The following is a 13,996-nucleotide window of genomic DNA, read 5'->3' on the forward strand; positions in this document are numbered from 1 at the left end:
GCACCAGGGCGGAGCCGAGCGGGCTTAGCCGGTCGGCTAGCGTAAGGCTGGTACTTGGGCCGCACTTTGGCCCGAGTGCCGGCCTTAGCTGGACGAACCGGCGTTGCTCGGCGCAGCCCGACGACGATTCAGGGCGGAGCCGGGCGGGCCTAGGCCACCGGCCAGCGTAAGGTCAGCGCTTGGGCCGTACTCGGCCACCGGCCGGTACGAATAAGAACCGAAAAGCGGTACCGGCGACCGTGTGTCACCAAGACCACGGGAAAATTTCAGAACTACTTTGTAGGGCGGAGGCGCGGACGGGCTACGGCTGCAGGTGGAGGCCCGGGCGAGCCAGCGTGACATTGCAGTTAGTCGGCGGTTTGTGCCGGCTTACTGCAAGGGCGGATCCTGAGACCGCACTCTGGGCTCAGGAGAGCCCCACGCGTTCCGCCGCCCGGGGCGGAACCGGAAGCTGTGGCCCGTCCGTGCCGTAGCCCGGGCCTATCAGTTCCCGCAGCCTGCACCCGCCACACAGCGTCTGGGTTTCGTGCTATACTTAACCAATATCGACCGCACGGCGGTCATCGAAAGCGGGGGAGACCATGACGGAACAAGAGGCAGTGAATCCGGACGAGGAACAGGCGATGCGCGTGGTTCAGGTCGCACCGGACATGGTGACCATCGACGGGCGGCGCTACGCGATTGCGCTGGACCACACGTCTGCGTTTGACCGCGAGAAGTTCGCCGCTCGCTACACCGACATCCTCGACAAGTACGACTACATCGTCGGCGACTGGGGCTACGACCAGCTGCGGCTGCGCGGCTTTTACAACGACGACAACCGCCGCGCCAACAAGGACCAGCTGATTCACAACCTGCAGGACTACCTGCTGGAGTACTGCAATTTCGGCTGCGCCTACTTCGTGCTGTCGCGCCTGGACGCCCCGGACAAGCCGGCCAAAAAGCGGCCGCGCAGCCGCGGTCCACGGCGCCGCACGGACGCCCGCAGAGACGACCCGCAGCCAGCTACCGCGCGCGGGGCAGCGAGCGGTCCCGCGCCCAAGCGCCAGGAAGGCCGCCCGACCAACGGCCGGCGGGATGACGCCAAGGCGGCTGGTTCCCGCACCGGCGGTCGCCGCGGCGGCAACCGGCGGGACGCGGCGCGCAAGCCGTACACCGAGACCCGCAGCAAGCAGGCCCAGGTGACCGGCGGCAAGGCCGAAACCGTGGCGCCGAACCAACCGCGCAAGCGCCACTTCACGATTCACACGCGCGAGACTAACGAGAAATAGGAAGACGAGAATTTTGACATACAAAGGCTACATGATCGATCTGGACGGCACGGTGTACCGCGGCAGGGAACGCATCCCGGAGGCCAAGGCCTTCATCGAGCGCCTGCAGGCCAAGCACCTGCCGTTTCTTTTTCTGACCAACAACACGACGAAGTCCCCGGAGGCGGTGTGCAAAAACCTCGCCGAGAACCACGACATCCACGCGCTGCCCGAGCAGGTGTACACGCCGAGCCTCGCCACCGCGGCCTGGATTCTGGAACAAAACCACGGCGACGTCTCCGGCAAGTCGGTGTACGTGATCGGTGAGCTCGGGCTCAAGCAGGCGCTCTTGGACACCGGGCTGCGCTTCAACGAGTTCGACCCCGATTACGTCGTGGTCGGGCTCGACTACGACGTCACCTACCACAAGTTCGAGCTGGCGACGCTTGCGATTCAGCGCGGCGCCATGTTCATCGGCACCAACGCCGACACCAACCTGCCCAACGAGCGCGGCCACGTGCCCGGCGCCGGCTCCGTCATCGCGCTGGTCGAACGCAGCACCCAGCGGCGCGCCTTTTACATCGGCAAGCCCGAGGCCATCATCATGGAGCAGGGGCTGGCGCGCATGGGCCTGGCCAAAAAGGACGTGGTGATGGTCGGCGACAACTACCACACCGACATCGCCGCGGGCATCAACGCCGGCATCGACCAACTGCTGGTGTACACCGGCATCTCCACGCGCGAGCAGGTCGCGGCCGAGGCGATTCAGCCGACGCACGAGGTGGCAAGCCTCGCGGACTGGGAGGTGTAGCATGCGCTGGCGCTTCCTGGCCCTCTGGCTGTTTCTGATCAGCGCGGCGATCTGGCTGACGATTCTGCTGTCGTTCGCGCTGTTCCCGCTGTTCGTTCACCTCGATCACCTGCAGGACGTGGCGGGGATGGGCATGGGCAAGCTGTACCACAACTACGTGCAGCTGATGGCCTACCTGCACTTCCCGTGGCTCACCCACCTGCACATGAGCGACTTTCCGGTCAGCATGCACGGCGCGCGCCACTTCTCAGACGTCAAGCGCCTGTTTTTGCTGGACATCGTCATCTGCGTGGTCACCGGCCCGATCGCCGTTCGTTTTCTGACCAAGCTGCGCGCGGCCAAGACCCGCTTCGTGCTGGTGCGGCCGTTTCAGATCGGCGCCGTGGCGCCGATCGTGCTCGGCGCGCTGATGTCGATCAACTTCGACGCCGTATTCGTCGCCTTCCACAAGATCATGTTCCGCAACAACGACTGGCTGTTCGACCCGGCGACCGACCCGATCATCCTGGTGCTGCCGGAGGACTTTTTCCTGGCCTGCTTCGCCCTGGCGCTTCTGGCGTTCGAGGCGCTGATGGCGTGGGGAATCGTCACCGGCCGCCGCGACGCGAAGCTGTGAGCGCCAAAAAGGGGTCCCATTCCGTGGAATGGGACCCCTTTTGCGTGATCAGGCCTTGGCACCGGACTTGCGGGCCCGCAGCGCCGTGATGGCGACGGGAATCAGCGAGATGGCGACGATGCCGAGCACGACGACGGAGAAGTGGGCCTTGACGAACGGCTGGTTGCCGAAGAAGAAGCCGGCCACGCAGCACATCGTCACCCAGAGGAAGCCGCCGAGCAGGTTGTAGTGGATGAACTTCGGGTAGTGCATGTTCGACCCGCCGGCGACGAACGGCGCGAAGGTGCGCACCAGCGGCATGAAGCGCGCGATCGCGATGGTTTTGCCCCCGTGCTTGTTGAAAAAGGCCTCGGCCGACTGCAGCTTCTCGCGGTTGATCAGCTTCGTGAACCAGCCGGTGTTGGACGCGGCCAGCCCCAGGTGGCGGCCGATCTCATAGTTGGCCGTGTCGCCGAGCACCGCCGCGGCCAGGAACACCGCGAACAAAAGCCACACGTTCAGGTGGTAGTCGGCGTTGGCGGCCAGCGCGCAGGCGGCAAAGAGCAGCGAGTCCCCTGGCAGGAAGGGGAAAATCACCACGCCGGTTTCGATGAACACCATCGCAAACAGGATCAGGTAGGTCCAGTTGCCGAAGCTGTTCACGATGGTGACGAGGTGCGTGTCGATGTGGAGGATGAAGTCAATCAGTTGCGTCATGGTTGCTCCTTGTGGGGCGCCGAGACCTGTCGGCCGGCGGGATTAGTTTAGGGCCTATTATACTAGCCAAGCCCCGGCGCGGGCCGGGGCTTGGTCAAAGCTTAATAATTGTCGTCCTCAAGCTCGGGGTGGGCGTGGGCCAGCCGGCTGGCGGCCGCCGCCGCGATGGCCCCGACGATGTCGTCCAGGAAGGTGTGGATGATGCCCGGCTCGTGCGCGTTGAGCTTGGCCAGGATGCCCGGCTTCACCCGGTCGATGTAGCCGTAGTTGGTGAAGCCGATTGAGCCGTACACGTTGACGATGGCGAAGGCCAGAATCTCGTCGACGCCGTACAGGCCCTCGTCCTCGGCGATGATGTTTTGCAACGGCTGCTCCAGCTTGCCGGCCTCGGCCGCCTTGTCCAGGTAGATGCCGGTCATCACCGCGTTTTGCACCTCGCGCTTCTTCAGGACGATCAGCGCGTTTTGCGTCGCGGTTTCAAGCGTCAGGTTCGGGATGAACTTCGCCTGCAGGAACATCACGAGCTCGCCGATTGCCTCCGGTGTCACGCCGCGCTCCTGCAAAAGCGCGAGGGTGTGCTCGTACAGCTTGGTTTCGTTGGTCATGGAATGCCTCCTATATGGTGTCAGTGAGGCGCGTCGCTGTGGCGTGCCGAAAAAGGGCGGGTGCGGGTGGCCGTGAATCGGGTGCGGCCCAAGAGCCGGCCAATCCGCGCGGCCCGGGCGCCAGAGCGCGGTTCGGCAGTCGGTGCGCGTGGGTCGAGCGCGCGGGTGGTCGGCCGGCGGTGCCCACGGTCCGGCCTCGCGTGGACTGGTCGTGTCCAACGCCCGGGATGGGCCAGCTCAACTAATGGTAAAGCTGTGTGCTGTGCAACGCCTGCTTGCGCTCCGGGTACAGCCGTGCCAGGGCCGCCGCCACGGCGGTCGGCGCCTCGCCGAAGCCCGAGGCGATCAGCTTGAGCTTGCCCGGGTAGGACGCGACGTCGCCGATGGCGAAAATGCCGGGGATGCTGGTGGCCATCTGGGAGTCGACCGCGATGGCGTTGCCGTCGAGCTCAAGCCCCCAGTTGCGCAGCTGCTTGTTGTCGCTCATGAAGCCGTAGTTGACCAGCAGCCGGTCGACGTCCAGCCGTTCGGTTGCGTCGCCGCGCACCTCCTTGAGGCCGATGTCGAGGCGCGCGTCGTTTTGGTTGACCGCATCGATCAGGTAGGGGGTGTGAAGCGCCACCGTGCTGGCCTTGAGGTCGGCGACGCTGGACTCCAGCCCGCGGAACTGGTTGCGGCGGTGGATCAGGTGCACGCTGTGGGCAATCGGCTCAAGCGCCAGCGCCCAGTCGATCGCCGAGTCGCCGCCGCCGGCGATGGCGACGTCCAGGTCGCGGAAGTCCTCGAGGTTGGTCACGTAGTACAGCACGCTGCTTCCGTCCAGTGCCGGGTCGTAGTCGATCGCCAGCCGTCGCGGCGTGAAGGCGCCGCCGCCGGTCGCGATGATGACGGCCTTGGTGTGGATCGGCTCACGGGTGGTGGTGAGGGTGAAGCCGTCTTCAGTCGGGGTGATGGCGGTGACCGCCGTGGACAGCTGCACGGTCGGCTTGAAGTGGGCGACCTGTTCCTTGAGGTGATCGACCAGGCCCTGGCCGCTGATGCCGGGCATCCCGCCGATGTCGTAGAGAATCTTGGCGGGGTACAGGTTGCCGGTTTGGCCGCCCAGCGCGCTGAGGCTTTCCACCAGCAGCACGTCAGCGGAGCGCAGCCCGGCGTAAAACGCGGCGAACATGCCCACCGGGCCGCCGCCGATCACAGTGATCTCGTAAGTGTGTTCTGACATTATCTCTCCCCATTTCCGGTAACAGACTTAAGGTATCACATTTTGGCGCCGCATGGTAATCGGGCGGCGGCTACGGTAGAATAAACTGAACGAAGCATCGGTGCGGTGTGCCGCACCCGAAACGAAATTGTGGTACGCAGCGCGCGCACCCGAAGGAGGAAACTATGTACCCACAACTTGATCTCGAACACTTCAACGGCCCCAAGGCGACGATGGTGACCAGCCTCGGCACCATCACCCTGGCGCTTTTCCCGGATCAGGCCCCGAAGACCGTTGAGAACTTCATCGGTCTGGCCGAAAAGGGCTACTACAACGGCATCACGTTCCACCGCGTGATCCCGGACTTCATGATTCAGGGCGGCGACCCGACCGGCACCGGCGCCGGCGGCGAAAGCCTCTGGGGCGATAGTTTTGCCGACGAGTTCAACCCGACCGTCTTCAACCTGCAGGGCGCCTTATCGATGGCCAACGCCGGCCCAAACACCAACGGCAGCCAGTTCTTCATCGTCTCCAATGAACACATCAACCAGAACATGCTGAGCCAGATGCCCGGCGCCGGCTACCCGCAGCCGGTGATTGACGCCTACAAGAACGGCGGCACCCCGTGGCTGGACATGCGCCACACCGTTTTCGGCCACGTTTTGGCCGGCCTCGACGTGGTTCAGGCCATCAGTAAGGTCAAGACAACCGCCGACAAGCCGAACACCCCGGTTGTGATCGAGTCCATCACCATCGAAAAGTAGCTGGTCACGTGCGATTTTTCATGTATACTATTAAGGGAAATCGAAAAACAGAAATGAAGTGTCAGCATGGAGTATCGCATCGGAGATATCATTACTGGCAAAGTCACGGGGATTCAGCCGTATGGGGTGTTCGTCCTGCTGGATGAGGACCACCAGGGGCTGATCCACATTTCCGAGTGCCAGCACGGCTTCGTCAAGGCACTCGGGGACCTATTCAAAGTGGGCCAGAGCTTGGCGGTGGTCATCTTGGACATCGACGAGTACTCGGGCAAGATCAGCTTGTCACTGCGGGCGCTGCAGCCGGCGCCGGCGATGACGACTTATCGGCATCGCAAGCACTATTGGACGAACCGGAAGTACCACACCGGGTTTGCCCCGATCGCCAGCCGCCTCGACGGATGGGTCTCGGAGTACTTAAAGGAGTTGGAGAAGGACGCGCCGTGAGCGCGTTCTTTTTTTATCCCGGCGCGCGGGCCCGCGCGTCTTGGGTCACCACTTTGCCCACCCGCGCGCGGGGACGTCCTGTGTCTGACCGAATGAAATTACGTTCGAACGGTGGCTCGTTCGCGAATTACCCGATTGAATATGCATCGACGGGCGGACGTTCGGATTGCATTCGGCTCTTGATTTTTTTCGCTGGAATCGGGCATTTCCTGTTGACGGTAGGGCGGTTTGGCTGGTAAGATAATTGTTGTTGTCGAAGCGGCCGGCTGGTCGCCAGACGGCGGATCTGAATAAATATTCACCGTTGACAACATCGTCGCGATAAGATATACTATCAAAGTTGTCTTAACGACAAGGTAGTCCTTTGAAAACTGAACAAAGTTTCGTAAATGTGATAGGGCTTTTCTTAATTGAAAAGAATTAAACATTGCGAAGTCAATTCGCTAGTAACAACAAATCGAGCTATTCAAACAGCTCATATTACATGAGAGTTTGATCCTGGCTCAGGATGAACGCTGGCGGCGTGCCTAATACATGCAAGTCGAACGAGGTTTTAGTGATTGAAGTCTTCGGACAGATTTCACTGACACCGAGTGGCGGACGGGTGAGTAACACGTGGGTAACCTGCCCTTAAGTGGGGGATAACATTTGGAAACAGATGCTAATACCGCATAAACCCTTGGACCGCATGGTCCGAGGTTGAAAGGCGGTCTTCGGACTGTCGCTTTGGGATGGACCCGCGGCGTATTAGCTAGTTGGTGAGGTAAAGGCCTACCAAGGCAGTGATACGTAGCCGACCTGAGAGGGTGATCGGCCACATTGGGACTGAGACACGGCCCAAACTCCTACGGGAGGCAGCAGTAGGGAATCTTCCACAATGGACGAAAGTCTGATGGAGCAACGCCGCGTGAGTGAAGAAGGTTTTCGGATCGTAAAACTCTGTTGTTGGAGAAGAACGTACGTGAGAGTAACTGTTCACGTAGTGACGGTATCCAACCAGAAAGCCACGGCTAACTACGTGCCAGCAGCCGCGGTAATACGTAGGTGGCAAGCGTTATCCGGATTTATTGGGCGTAAAGCGAGCGCAGGCGGTTTCTTAAGTCTGATGTGAAAGCCCTCGGCTTAACCGAGGAAGTGCATCGGAAACTGGGAAACTTGAGTGCAGAAGAGGACAGTGGAACTCCATGTGTAGCGGTGAAATGCGTAGATATATGGAAGAACACCAGTGGCGAAGGCGGCTGTCTGGTCTGTAACTGACGCTGAGGCTCGAAAGCATGGGTAGCGAACAGGATTAGATACCCTGGTAGTCCATGCCGTAAACGATGAATGCTAGGTGTTGGAGGGTTTCCGCCCTTCAGTGCCGCAGCTAACGCATTAAGCATTCCGCCTGGGGAGTACGACCGCAAGGTTGAAACTCAAAGGAATTGACGGGGGCCCGCACAAGCGGTGGAGCATGTGGTTTAATTCGAAGCAACGCGAAGAACCTTACCAGGTCTTGACATCTTTTGATCACCTGAGAGATCAGGTTTCCCCTTCGGGGGCAAAATGACAGGTGGTGCATGGTTGTCGTCAGCTCGTGTCGTGAGATGTTGGGTTAAGTCCCGCAACGAGCGCAACCCTTATGACTAGTTGCCAGCATTCAGTTGGGCACTCTAGTAAGACTGCCGGTGACAAACCGGAGGAAGGTGGGGACGACGTCAAATCATCATGCCCCTTATGACCTGGGCTACACACGTGCTACAATGGCCGGTACAACGAGTCGCTAACCCGCGAGGGTACGCTAATCTCTTAAAGCCGGTCTCAGTTCGGACTGTAGGCTGCAACTCGCCTACACGAAGTCGGAATCGCTAGTAATCGCGGATCAGCATGCCGCGGTGAATACGTTCCCGGGCCTTGTACACACCGCCCGTCACACCATGAGAGTTTGTAACACCCGAAGCCGGTGGGGTAACCCGTAAGGGAGCTAGCCGTCTAAGGTGGGACAGATGATTAGGGTGAAGTCGTAACAAGGTAGCCGTAGGAGAACCTGCGGCTGGATCACCTCCTTTCTAAGGAATATATCGAAGGCTTCGGCCTGAGATTACGGAAACCTATCACATGAAACTTTGTTTAGTTTTGAGGGGATCACCCTCTAGCTTTGCTCTTTGAAAACTGGATATCATTGTTTTTAGAAATGCCGAGAACACAAGCGTATTTGTTAGAGTTTCGAATAGAAATTCGATCGCTGACCGATCTATTTTGTAGATCAAGGTCAAGTTACAAAGGGCGCACGGTGGATGCCTTGGCACTAGGAGCCGATGAAGGACGGAACTAATACCGATATGCCTCGGGGAGCTATACGTAAGCTTTGATCCGGGGATTTCCGAATGGGGGAACCCAATCACCGTCAGGTGATTATCTTTGTGTGAATACATAGCACAATGAAGGCAGACGTGGGGAACTGAAACATCTAAGTACCCACAGGAAGAGAAAGCAAACGCGATTCCCATAGTAGCGGCGAGCGAAGTGGGAACAGCCCAAACCAAGAGGCTTGCCTCTTGGGGTTGTAGGACTGAACATTGGAGTTACCAAGTTAGCGGATAGACGAAGTCAGCTGGAAAGCTGCGCGAAACAGGGTGAAAGCCCCGTAGTTGAAATCTGTTAGCCTCCGTTCAGGATCCTGAGTACGGCGGAGCACGTGAAATTCCGTCGGAATCCGGGTGGACCATCACCCAAGGCTAAATACTCCCTAGTGACCGATAGTGAACCAGTACCGTGAGGGAAAGGTGAAAAGCACCCCGGGAGGGGAGTGAAATAGTTCCTGAAACCGTGTGCCTACAATTAGTCGGAGCCCGTTAATGGGTGACGGCGTGCCTTTTGTAGAATGAACCGGCGAGTTACGCTAACATGCGAGGTTAAGGTGAAAAGCCGGAGCCGTAGCGAAAGCGAGTCTGAATAGGGCGAGTTAGTATGTTGGTGTAGACCCGAAACCAAGTGACCTACCCATGACCAGGTTGAAGGTGTGGTAAAACACACTGGAGGACCGAACCCGTGTATGTTGAAAAATGCTGGGATGAGTTGTGGGTAGCGGTGAAATTCCAAACGAACTTGGAGATAGCTGGTTCTCTCCGAAATAGCTTTAGGGCTAGCCTCAGAGGATGGATATTGGAGGTAGAGCACTGTTTGGACTAGGGGCCCGTCAAGGGTTACTGAATTCAGATAAACTCCGAATACCAATCATCTTACTCTGGGAGTCAGACAGTGAGCGATAAGGTCCATTGTCGAAAGGGGAACAGCCCAGATCACCAGTTAAGGTCCCTAAATCTATGCTAAGTGGAAAAGGATGTGGCGTTGCACAGACAACTAGGATGTTGGCTCAGAAGCAGCCACCATTTAAAGAGTGCGTAATAGCTCACTAGTCGAGTGACCCTGCGCCGAAAATATACCGGGGCTAAGCATAGTACCGAAACTGTGGATGCGACCGTTAGGTCGTGTGGTAGGAGAGCGTTCCATAGGCGTTGAAGGTCGATCGTGAGGACGGCTGGAGCGTATGGAAGTGAGAATGCCGGCATGAGTAGCGAAAGACAGGTGAGAATCCTGTCCACCGTATGACTAAGGTTTCCTGGGGAAGGCTCGTCCTCCCAGGGTTAGTCGGGACCTAAGGCGAGGCCGAGAGGCGTAGTCGATGGCAAACAGGTTGAGATTCCTGTACTAGATCATTTTGTTTGAACAATGGCGGGACGCAGGAGGCTAAGACAAGCACCCAGCTGGAAACGGGTGTCCAAGCAGTTAGTCTGGTGGTGAGTGAAATGCTTACTGCCTTAAGGATAAGCTGTGATGGGGAGCGAAATTTAAGTAGCGAAGTGTCCGATGTCACACTGCCTAGAAAAGCGTCTAGTTAGAAATGATCTACCCGTACCGCAAACCGACACAGGTAGTCGAGGCGAGTAGCCTCAGGTGAGCGAGCGAACTCTCGTTAAGGAACTCGGCAAAATGACCCCGTAACTTCGGAAGAAGGGGTGCTGACCGCAAGGTCAGCCGCAGTGAATAGGCCCAAACAACTGTTTATCAAAAACACAGGTCTCTGCTAAATCGTAAGATGACGTATAGGGGCTGACACCTGCCCGGTGCTGGAAGGTTAAGAGGATGAGTTAGCGCAAGCGAAGCCCAGAATTGAAGCCCCAGTAAACGGCGGCCGTAACTATAACGGTCCTAAGGTAGCGAAATTCCTTGTCGGGTAAGTTCCGACCCGCACGAAAGGTGTAATGATTTGGGCACTGTCTCAACGAGAGACTCGGTGAAATTATAGTACCCGTGAAGATGCGGGTTACCCGCGACAGGACGGAAAGACCCCATGGAGCTTTACTGTAGCTTGATATTGAGTGTTTGTACCGCTTGTACAGGATAGGTAGGAGCCGTAGAGACCGGAACGCTAGTTTCGGAGGAGGCATTGGTGGGATACTACCCTTGCTGTATGAACACTCTAACCCGCGCCACTAAGCGTGGCGGGAGACAGTGTCAGGTGGGCAGTTTGACTGGGGCGGTCGCCTCCTAAAATGTAACGGAGGCGCCCAAAGGTTCCCTCAGAATGGTTGGAAATCATTCGCAGAGTGTAAAGGTATAAGGGAGCTTGACTGCGAGACTGACAAGTCGAGCAGGGACGAAAGTCGGGCTTAGTGATCCGGTGGTTCCGTATGGAAGGGCCATCGCTCAACGGATAAAAGCTACCCTGGGGATAACAGGCTTATCTCCCCCAAGAGTCCACATCGACGGGGAGGTTTGGCACCTCGATGTCGGCTCATCGCATCCTGGGGCTGTAGTCGGTCCCAAGGGTTGGGCTGTTCGCCCATTAAAGCGGTACGCGAGCTGGGTTCAGAACGTCGTGAGACAGTTCGGTCCCTATCCGTCGCGGGCGCAGGAAATTTGAGAGGAGCTGTCCTTAGTACGAGAGGACCGGGATGGACGTTCCGCTGGTGTACCAGTTGTGCCGCCAGGCGCATCGCTGGGTAGCTATGAATGGAAGGGATAAACGCTGAAAGCATCTAAGTGTGAAGCCCCCCTCGAGATAAGATTTCCCATTCCGTAAGGAAGTAAGACCCCTGAGAGATGATCAGGTAGATAGGCTGGGAGTGGAAGTGCAGCGATGCATGGAGCGGACCAGTACTAATCGGTCGAGGACTTGACCTAAAAGCGTAACAGATACGCGTTCAAGACAAAAAAATAATGATGTCCAGTTTTGAGAGTGCAAAGCTCTCAGTTAAATAGAAGTGCGGTGGCGATAGCGAGAAGGATACACCTGTTCCCATGCCGAACACAGAAGTTAAGCTTCTCAACGCCGAGAGTAGTTGGTGGGTGACTGCCTGCGAGGGTAGGAAGCTGCCGCGCTTCATTTATGGAGGATTAGCTCAGTTGGGAGAGCGTCTGCCCTACAAGCAGAGGGTCACAGGTTCGAGCCCTGTATCCTCCAGTGCCCTTCAGGCATTGGATCACAGTTTCGTGCGGAAGTAGTTCAGTGGTAGAACATCACCTTGCCATGGTGGGGGTCGCGAGTTCGAATCTCGTCTTCCGCTTCGCCCGTAGGCGAACAATGTAATATGCACCCATAGCGCAACTGGATAGAGTGTCTGACTACGAATCAGAAGGTTGTAGGTTCGACTCCTACTGGGTGCAGTGTTCGGGAAATAGCTCAGCTTGGTAGAGCACCTGGTTTGGGACCAGGGGGTCGCAGGTTCGAATCCTGTTTTCCCGATCGGAACGACTTGCTCGTTCTTTTTAATTGAGATTTATCGCGGTGTAGCTCAGCTGGCTAGAGCGTCCGGTTCATACCCGGGAGGTCGAGGGTTCGATCCCCCCCGCCGCGATTGGCCTGGACCTTTAGCTCAGTTGGTTAGAGCAGACGGCTCATAACCGTCCGGTCGTAGGTTCGAGCCCTACAAGGTCCATCCGTTCTAACACGGTGGATCGCATAGGTTTAATACTTTTATCGCGGGATGGAGCAGTCTGGTAGCTCGTCGGGCTCATAACCCGAAGGTCGTTGGTTCAAATCCAGCTCCCGCAATTGGTTCCATGGTCTAGTTGGTTAGGACGCCTGCCTGTCACGCAGGAGATCACGAGTTCGAGTCTCGTTGGAACCGGTGTCGGCTCGGTAGCTCAGTTGGTAGAGCAATGGATTGAAGCTCCATGTGTCGGCAGTTCGATTCTGTCCCGCGCCAGTATCCGCTTATGCGGGTGTAGTTTAGTGGTAAAACCACAGCCTTCCAAGCTGTTGTCGCGAGTTCGATTCTCGTCACCCGCTGGATCGAGATTTATGGGCCTATAGCTCAGCTGGTTAGAGCGCACGCCTGATAAGCGTGAGGTCGATGGTTCAAGTCCATTTAGGCCCAGTGCACCAAGATCATCATGGAGAAGTACTCAAGTGGCTGAAGAGGCGCCCCTGCTAAGGGTGTAGGTCGGGAAACTGGCGCGAGGGTTCAAATCCCTCCTTCTCCGTTCAGCGGCCCGTTGGTCAAGTGGTTAAGACACCGCCCTTTCACGGCGGTAACATGGGTTCAAATCCCGTACGGGTCATTGCCTCATATGGAGAATTACCCAAGTCTGGCTGAAGGGAACGGTCTTGAAAACCGTCAGGTGGGGAAACCCACGCGAGGGTTCGAATCCCTCATTCTCCTTTTATACATTATCGCGGGATGGAGCAGTCTGGTAGCTCGTCGGGCTCATAACCCGAAGGTCGTTGGTTCAAATCCAGCTCCCGCAATTACAATTGAATAATTGTTGGTTCCATGGTCTAGTTGGTTAGGACGCCTGCCTGTCACGCAGGAGATCACGAGTTCGAGTCTCGTTGGAACCGTTAATGGCTCGGTAGCTCAGTTGGTAGAGCAATGGATTGAAGCTCCATGTGTCGGCGGTTCGATTCCGTCCCGCGCCATTTTTTTCGGAGGATTAGCGAAGAGGCTAAACGCGACGGACTGTAAATCCGTTCCTTCGGGTTCCTAGGTTCGAATCCTAGATCCTCCATTTATAGGGATATAGTTTAAAGGTAGAACTACGGTCTCCAAAACCGTCAGTGTGGGTTCAATTCCTACTATCCCTGCTTTTTATATTATGGCGGTATTGGTGAAGTGGTTAACACACTGGTTTGTGGATCCAGCATACGTGGGTTCGATTCCCACATACCGCCCTTGATTGGGGTATAGCCAAGTGGTAAGGCAACGGACTTTGACTCCGTCATGCGCTGGTTCGAATCCAGCTACCCCAATTGTTACGGCGGTGTAGCCAAGTGGTAAGGCAAAGGTCTGCAAAACCTATATGCGTCGGTTCAAATCCGATCACCGCCTTTCTCAGGCATGCGCCGCGAGAAGAAGATAATAGCTCGCCGGCATGGCGGAATTGGCAGACGCGCTGGACTCAAAATCCAGTTCTAGCAATAGAGTATCGGTTCGACCCCGATTGCCGGCAGTGATGGCCTCAGTGATGGGGCTTTTTTTTATGCCCAAGGCGCTGCGTGCCCCGCTGGGGCCTGGCACAACCGGGGGAGGGCGACCCGCCAGCCTCGGCCTTGAAGTCGCGCGGTCGCAGGCAGATATCGGGCTCTGGGTCGAGGCCCGGGGCTAATGATTCTGTTAAAATCGTG

Annotated in this window: 8 protein-coding genes, 23 tRNA genes and 3 rRNA genes; 31 read left to right on the plus strand and 3 right to left on the minus strand. The window is 57.5% G+C overall.

Going from position 1 to position 13,996, the window contains the following annotated elements; translation table 11 throughout:
* Positions 1-581: 581 nt before the first annotated feature.
* The 3 genes from LE416_RS08910 to LE416_RS08920 are packed head-to-tail and all read left to right on the plus strand — an operon-like array spanning position 582 to position 2,677.
* Complete coding sequence (locus LE416_RS08910) at positions 582-1,271, plus strand: YutD family protein (protein ID WP_225048150.1); 690 nt, start codon at positions 582-584, stop codon at positions 1,269-1,271.
* 13 nt (positions 1,272-1,284) lie between these two features.
* Complete coding sequence (locus LE416_RS08915; protein WP_225048151.1) at positions 1,285-2,061, plus strand: TIGR01457 family HAD-type hydrolase; 777 nt, start codon at positions 1,285-1,287, stop codon at positions 2,059-2,061.
* Position 2,062: 1 nt separating this feature from the next.
* Positions 2,063-2,677 carry a TIGR01906 family membrane protein gene (locus tag LE416_RS08920; RefSeq protein ID WP_225048152.1) on the plus strand — a complete coding sequence of 205 codons (615 nt, stop codon included), beginning with the start codon at positions 2,063-2,065 and terminating at the stop codon, positions 2,675-2,677.
* Positions 2,678-2,725: 48 nt separating this feature from the next.
* Here LE416_RS08920 and LE416_RS08925 read toward each other — a convergent pair whose 3' ends face one another.
* The 3 genes from LE416_RS08925 to LE416_RS08935 all read right to left on the minus strand — a co-directional run bounded on the left by LE416_RS08925 (position 2,726) and on the right by LE416_RS08935 (position 5,203).
* Positions 2,726-3,373, minus strand: coding sequence for a VTT domain-containing protein (locus tag LE416_RS08925; protein ID WP_225048153.1), 648 nt, complete (start codon positions 3,371-3,373; stop codon positions 2,726-2,728).
* A gap of 101 nt (positions 3,374-3,474) precedes the next feature.
* Positions 3,475-3,978, minus strand: coding sequence for a phosphatidylglycerophosphatase A family protein (locus tag LE416_RS08930; protein ID WP_225048154.1), 504 nt, complete (start codon positions 3,976-3,978; stop codon positions 3,475-3,477).
* A 241-nt stretch (positions 3,979-4,219) separates the two neighbouring features.
* Positions 4,220-5,203: an NAD(P)/FAD-dependent oxidoreductase gene (locus LE416_RS08935; protein ID WP_225048195.1), complete on the minus strand. Its 984-nt coding sequence runs from the start codon at positions 5,201-5,203 to the stop codon at positions 4,220-4,222.
* Positions 5,204-5,364: 161 nt separating this feature from the next.
* Here LE416_RS08935 and LE416_RS08940 point away from each other — a divergent pair, with 161 nt between their 5' ends.
* The 28 genes from LE416_RS08940 to LE416_RS09075 all read left to right on the plus strand — a co-directional run bounded on the left by LE416_RS08940 (position 5,365) and on the right by LE416_RS09075 (position 13,821).
* Positions 5,365-5,943, plus strand: a complete 579-nt coding sequence (locus LE416_RS08940; protein ID WP_225048155.1) for a peptidylprolyl isomerase — start codon at positions 5,365-5,367, stop codon at positions 5,941-5,943.
* A 66-nt stretch (positions 5,944-6,009) separates the two neighbouring features.
* Complete coding sequence (locus tag LE416_RS08945; RefSeq protein ID WP_225048156.1) at positions 6,010-6,387, plus strand: CvfD/Ygs/GSP13 family RNA-binding post-transcriptional regulator; 378 nt, start codon at positions 6,010-6,012, stop codon at positions 6,385-6,387.
* A 480-nt stretch (positions 6,388-6,867) separates the two neighbouring features.
* Positions 6,868-8,435 (plus strand): 16S ribosomal RNA (locus LE416_RS08950).
* A gap of 201 nt (positions 8,436-8,636) precedes the next feature.
* Positions 8,637-11,553: ribosomal RNA gene (locus LE416_RS08955) — 23S ribosomal RNA — on the plus strand.
* An 81-nt stretch (positions 11,554-11,634) separates the two neighbouring features.
* Positions 11,635-11,751, plus strand: a 5S ribosomal RNA gene (rrf, locus tag LE416_RS08960).
* The 16S, 23S and 5S rRNA genes sit together here with 23 tRNA genes alongside, the layout of an rRNA operon.
* A gap of 9 nt (positions 11,752-11,760) precedes the next feature.
* A tRNA-Val gene (locus LE416_RS08965) sits at positions 11,761-11,833 on the plus strand.
* A gap of 31 nt (positions 11,834-11,864) precedes the next feature.
* Positions 11,865-11,936 (plus strand) — tRNA-Gly (locus tag LE416_RS08970).
* A gap of 26 nt (positions 11,937-11,962) precedes the next feature.
* A tRNA-Arg gene (locus LE416_RS08975) sits at positions 11,963-12,036 on the plus strand.
* 5 nt (positions 12,037-12,041) lie between these two features.
* A tRNA-Pro gene (locus tag LE416_RS08980) sits at positions 12,042-12,115 on the plus strand.
* A 38-nt stretch (positions 12,116-12,153) separates the two neighbouring features.
* Positions 12,154-12,227: transfer RNA gene (locus LE416_RS08985), tRNA-Met, on the plus strand.
* Between the two features lie 7 nt (positions 12,228-12,234).
* A tRNA-Ile gene (locus LE416_RS08990) sits at positions 12,235-12,308 on the plus strand.
* Between the two features lie 42 nt (positions 12,309-12,350).
* A tRNA-Met gene (locus LE416_RS08995) sits at positions 12,351-12,424 on the plus strand.
* Positions 12,425-12,426: 2 nt separating this feature from the next.
* Positions 12,427-12,500: transfer RNA gene (locus LE416_RS09000), tRNA-Asp, on the plus strand.
* A gap of 5 nt (positions 12,501-12,505) precedes the next feature.
* Positions 12,506-12,578, plus strand: a tRNA-Phe gene (locus LE416_RS09005).
* Between the two features lie 12 nt (positions 12,579-12,590).
* A tRNA-Gly gene (locus LE416_RS09010) sits at positions 12,591-12,661 on the plus strand.
* 14 nt (positions 12,662-12,675) lie between these two features.
* Positions 12,676-12,749 (plus strand) — tRNA-Ile (locus LE416_RS09015).
* An 18-nt stretch (positions 12,750-12,767) separates the two neighbouring features.
* Positions 12,768-12,855, plus strand: a tRNA-Ser gene (locus tag LE416_RS09020).
* 6 nt (positions 12,856-12,861) lie between these two features.
* Positions 12,862-12,933, plus strand: a tRNA-Glu gene (locus LE416_RS09025).
* A gap of 11 nt (positions 12,934-12,944) precedes the next feature.
* Positions 12,945-13,034, plus strand: a tRNA-Ser gene (locus LE416_RS09030).
* Between the two features lie 12 nt (positions 13,035-13,046).
* A tRNA-Met gene (locus LE416_RS09035) sits at positions 13,047-13,120 on the plus strand.
* Between the two features lie 19 nt (positions 13,121-13,139).
* Positions 13,140-13,213: transfer RNA gene (locus LE416_RS09040), tRNA-Asp, on the plus strand.
* A gap of 5 nt (positions 13,214-13,218) precedes the next feature.
* Positions 13,219-13,291: transfer RNA gene (locus LE416_RS09045), tRNA-Phe, on the plus strand.
* An 8-nt stretch (positions 13,292-13,299) separates the two neighbouring features.
* Positions 13,300-13,380, plus strand: a tRNA-Tyr gene (locus LE416_RS09050).
* 5 nt (positions 13,381-13,385) lie between these two features.
* A tRNA-Trp gene (locus LE416_RS09055) sits at positions 13,386-13,456 on the plus strand.
* A gap of 14 nt (positions 13,457-13,470) precedes the next feature.
* Positions 13,471-13,543, plus strand: a tRNA-His gene (locus tag LE416_RS09060).
* 6 nt (positions 13,544-13,549) lie between these two features.
* Positions 13,550-13,621: transfer RNA gene (locus LE416_RS09065), tRNA-Gln, on the plus strand.
* A gap of 7 nt (positions 13,622-13,628) precedes the next feature.
* Positions 13,629-13,700, plus strand: a tRNA-Cys gene (locus tag LE416_RS09070).
* A gap of 37 nt (positions 13,701-13,737) precedes the next feature.
* Positions 13,738-13,821 (plus strand) — tRNA-Leu (locus LE416_RS09075).
* Positions 13,822-13,996: the final 175 nt, after the last annotated feature.

Origin of the sequence: Lacticaseibacillus kribbianus (genome assembly GCF_020180945.1) — a bacterium.
GTDB classification, from domain to species: domain Bacteria; phylum Bacillota; class Bacilli; order Lactobacillales; family Lactobacillaceae; genus Lacticaseibacillus; species Lacticaseibacillus kribbianus.

What these genes read in the sequence shown, in the direction of transcription:
- LE416_RS08945 (WP_225048156.1), top strand. Translation starts at nt 6,010, where the DNA reads ATGGAGTATCGCATCGGAGATATCATTACTGGCAAAGTCACGGGGATT.
- LE416_RS08925 (WP_225048153.1), bottom strand. Translation starts at nt 3,373, where the DNA reads ATGACGCAACTGATTGACTTCATCCTCCACATCGACACGCACCTCGTC.
- LE416_RS08920 (WP_225048152.1), top strand. Translation starts at nt 2,063, where the DNA reads ATGCGCTGGCGCTTCCTGGCCCTCTGGCTGTTTCTGATCAGCGCGGCG.
- LE416_RS08930 (WP_225048154.1), bottom strand. Translation starts at nt 3,978, where the DNA reads ATGACCAACGAAACCAAGCTGTACGAGCACACCCTCGCGCTTTTGCAG.
- LE416_RS08910 (WP_225048150.1), top strand. Translation starts at nt 582, where the DNA reads ATGACGGAACAAGAGGCAGTGAATCCGGACGAGGAACAGGCGATGCGC.
- LE416_RS08940 (WP_225048155.1), top strand. Translation starts at nt 5,365, where the DNA reads ATGTACCCACAACTTGATCTCGAACACTTCAACGGCCCCAAGGCGACG.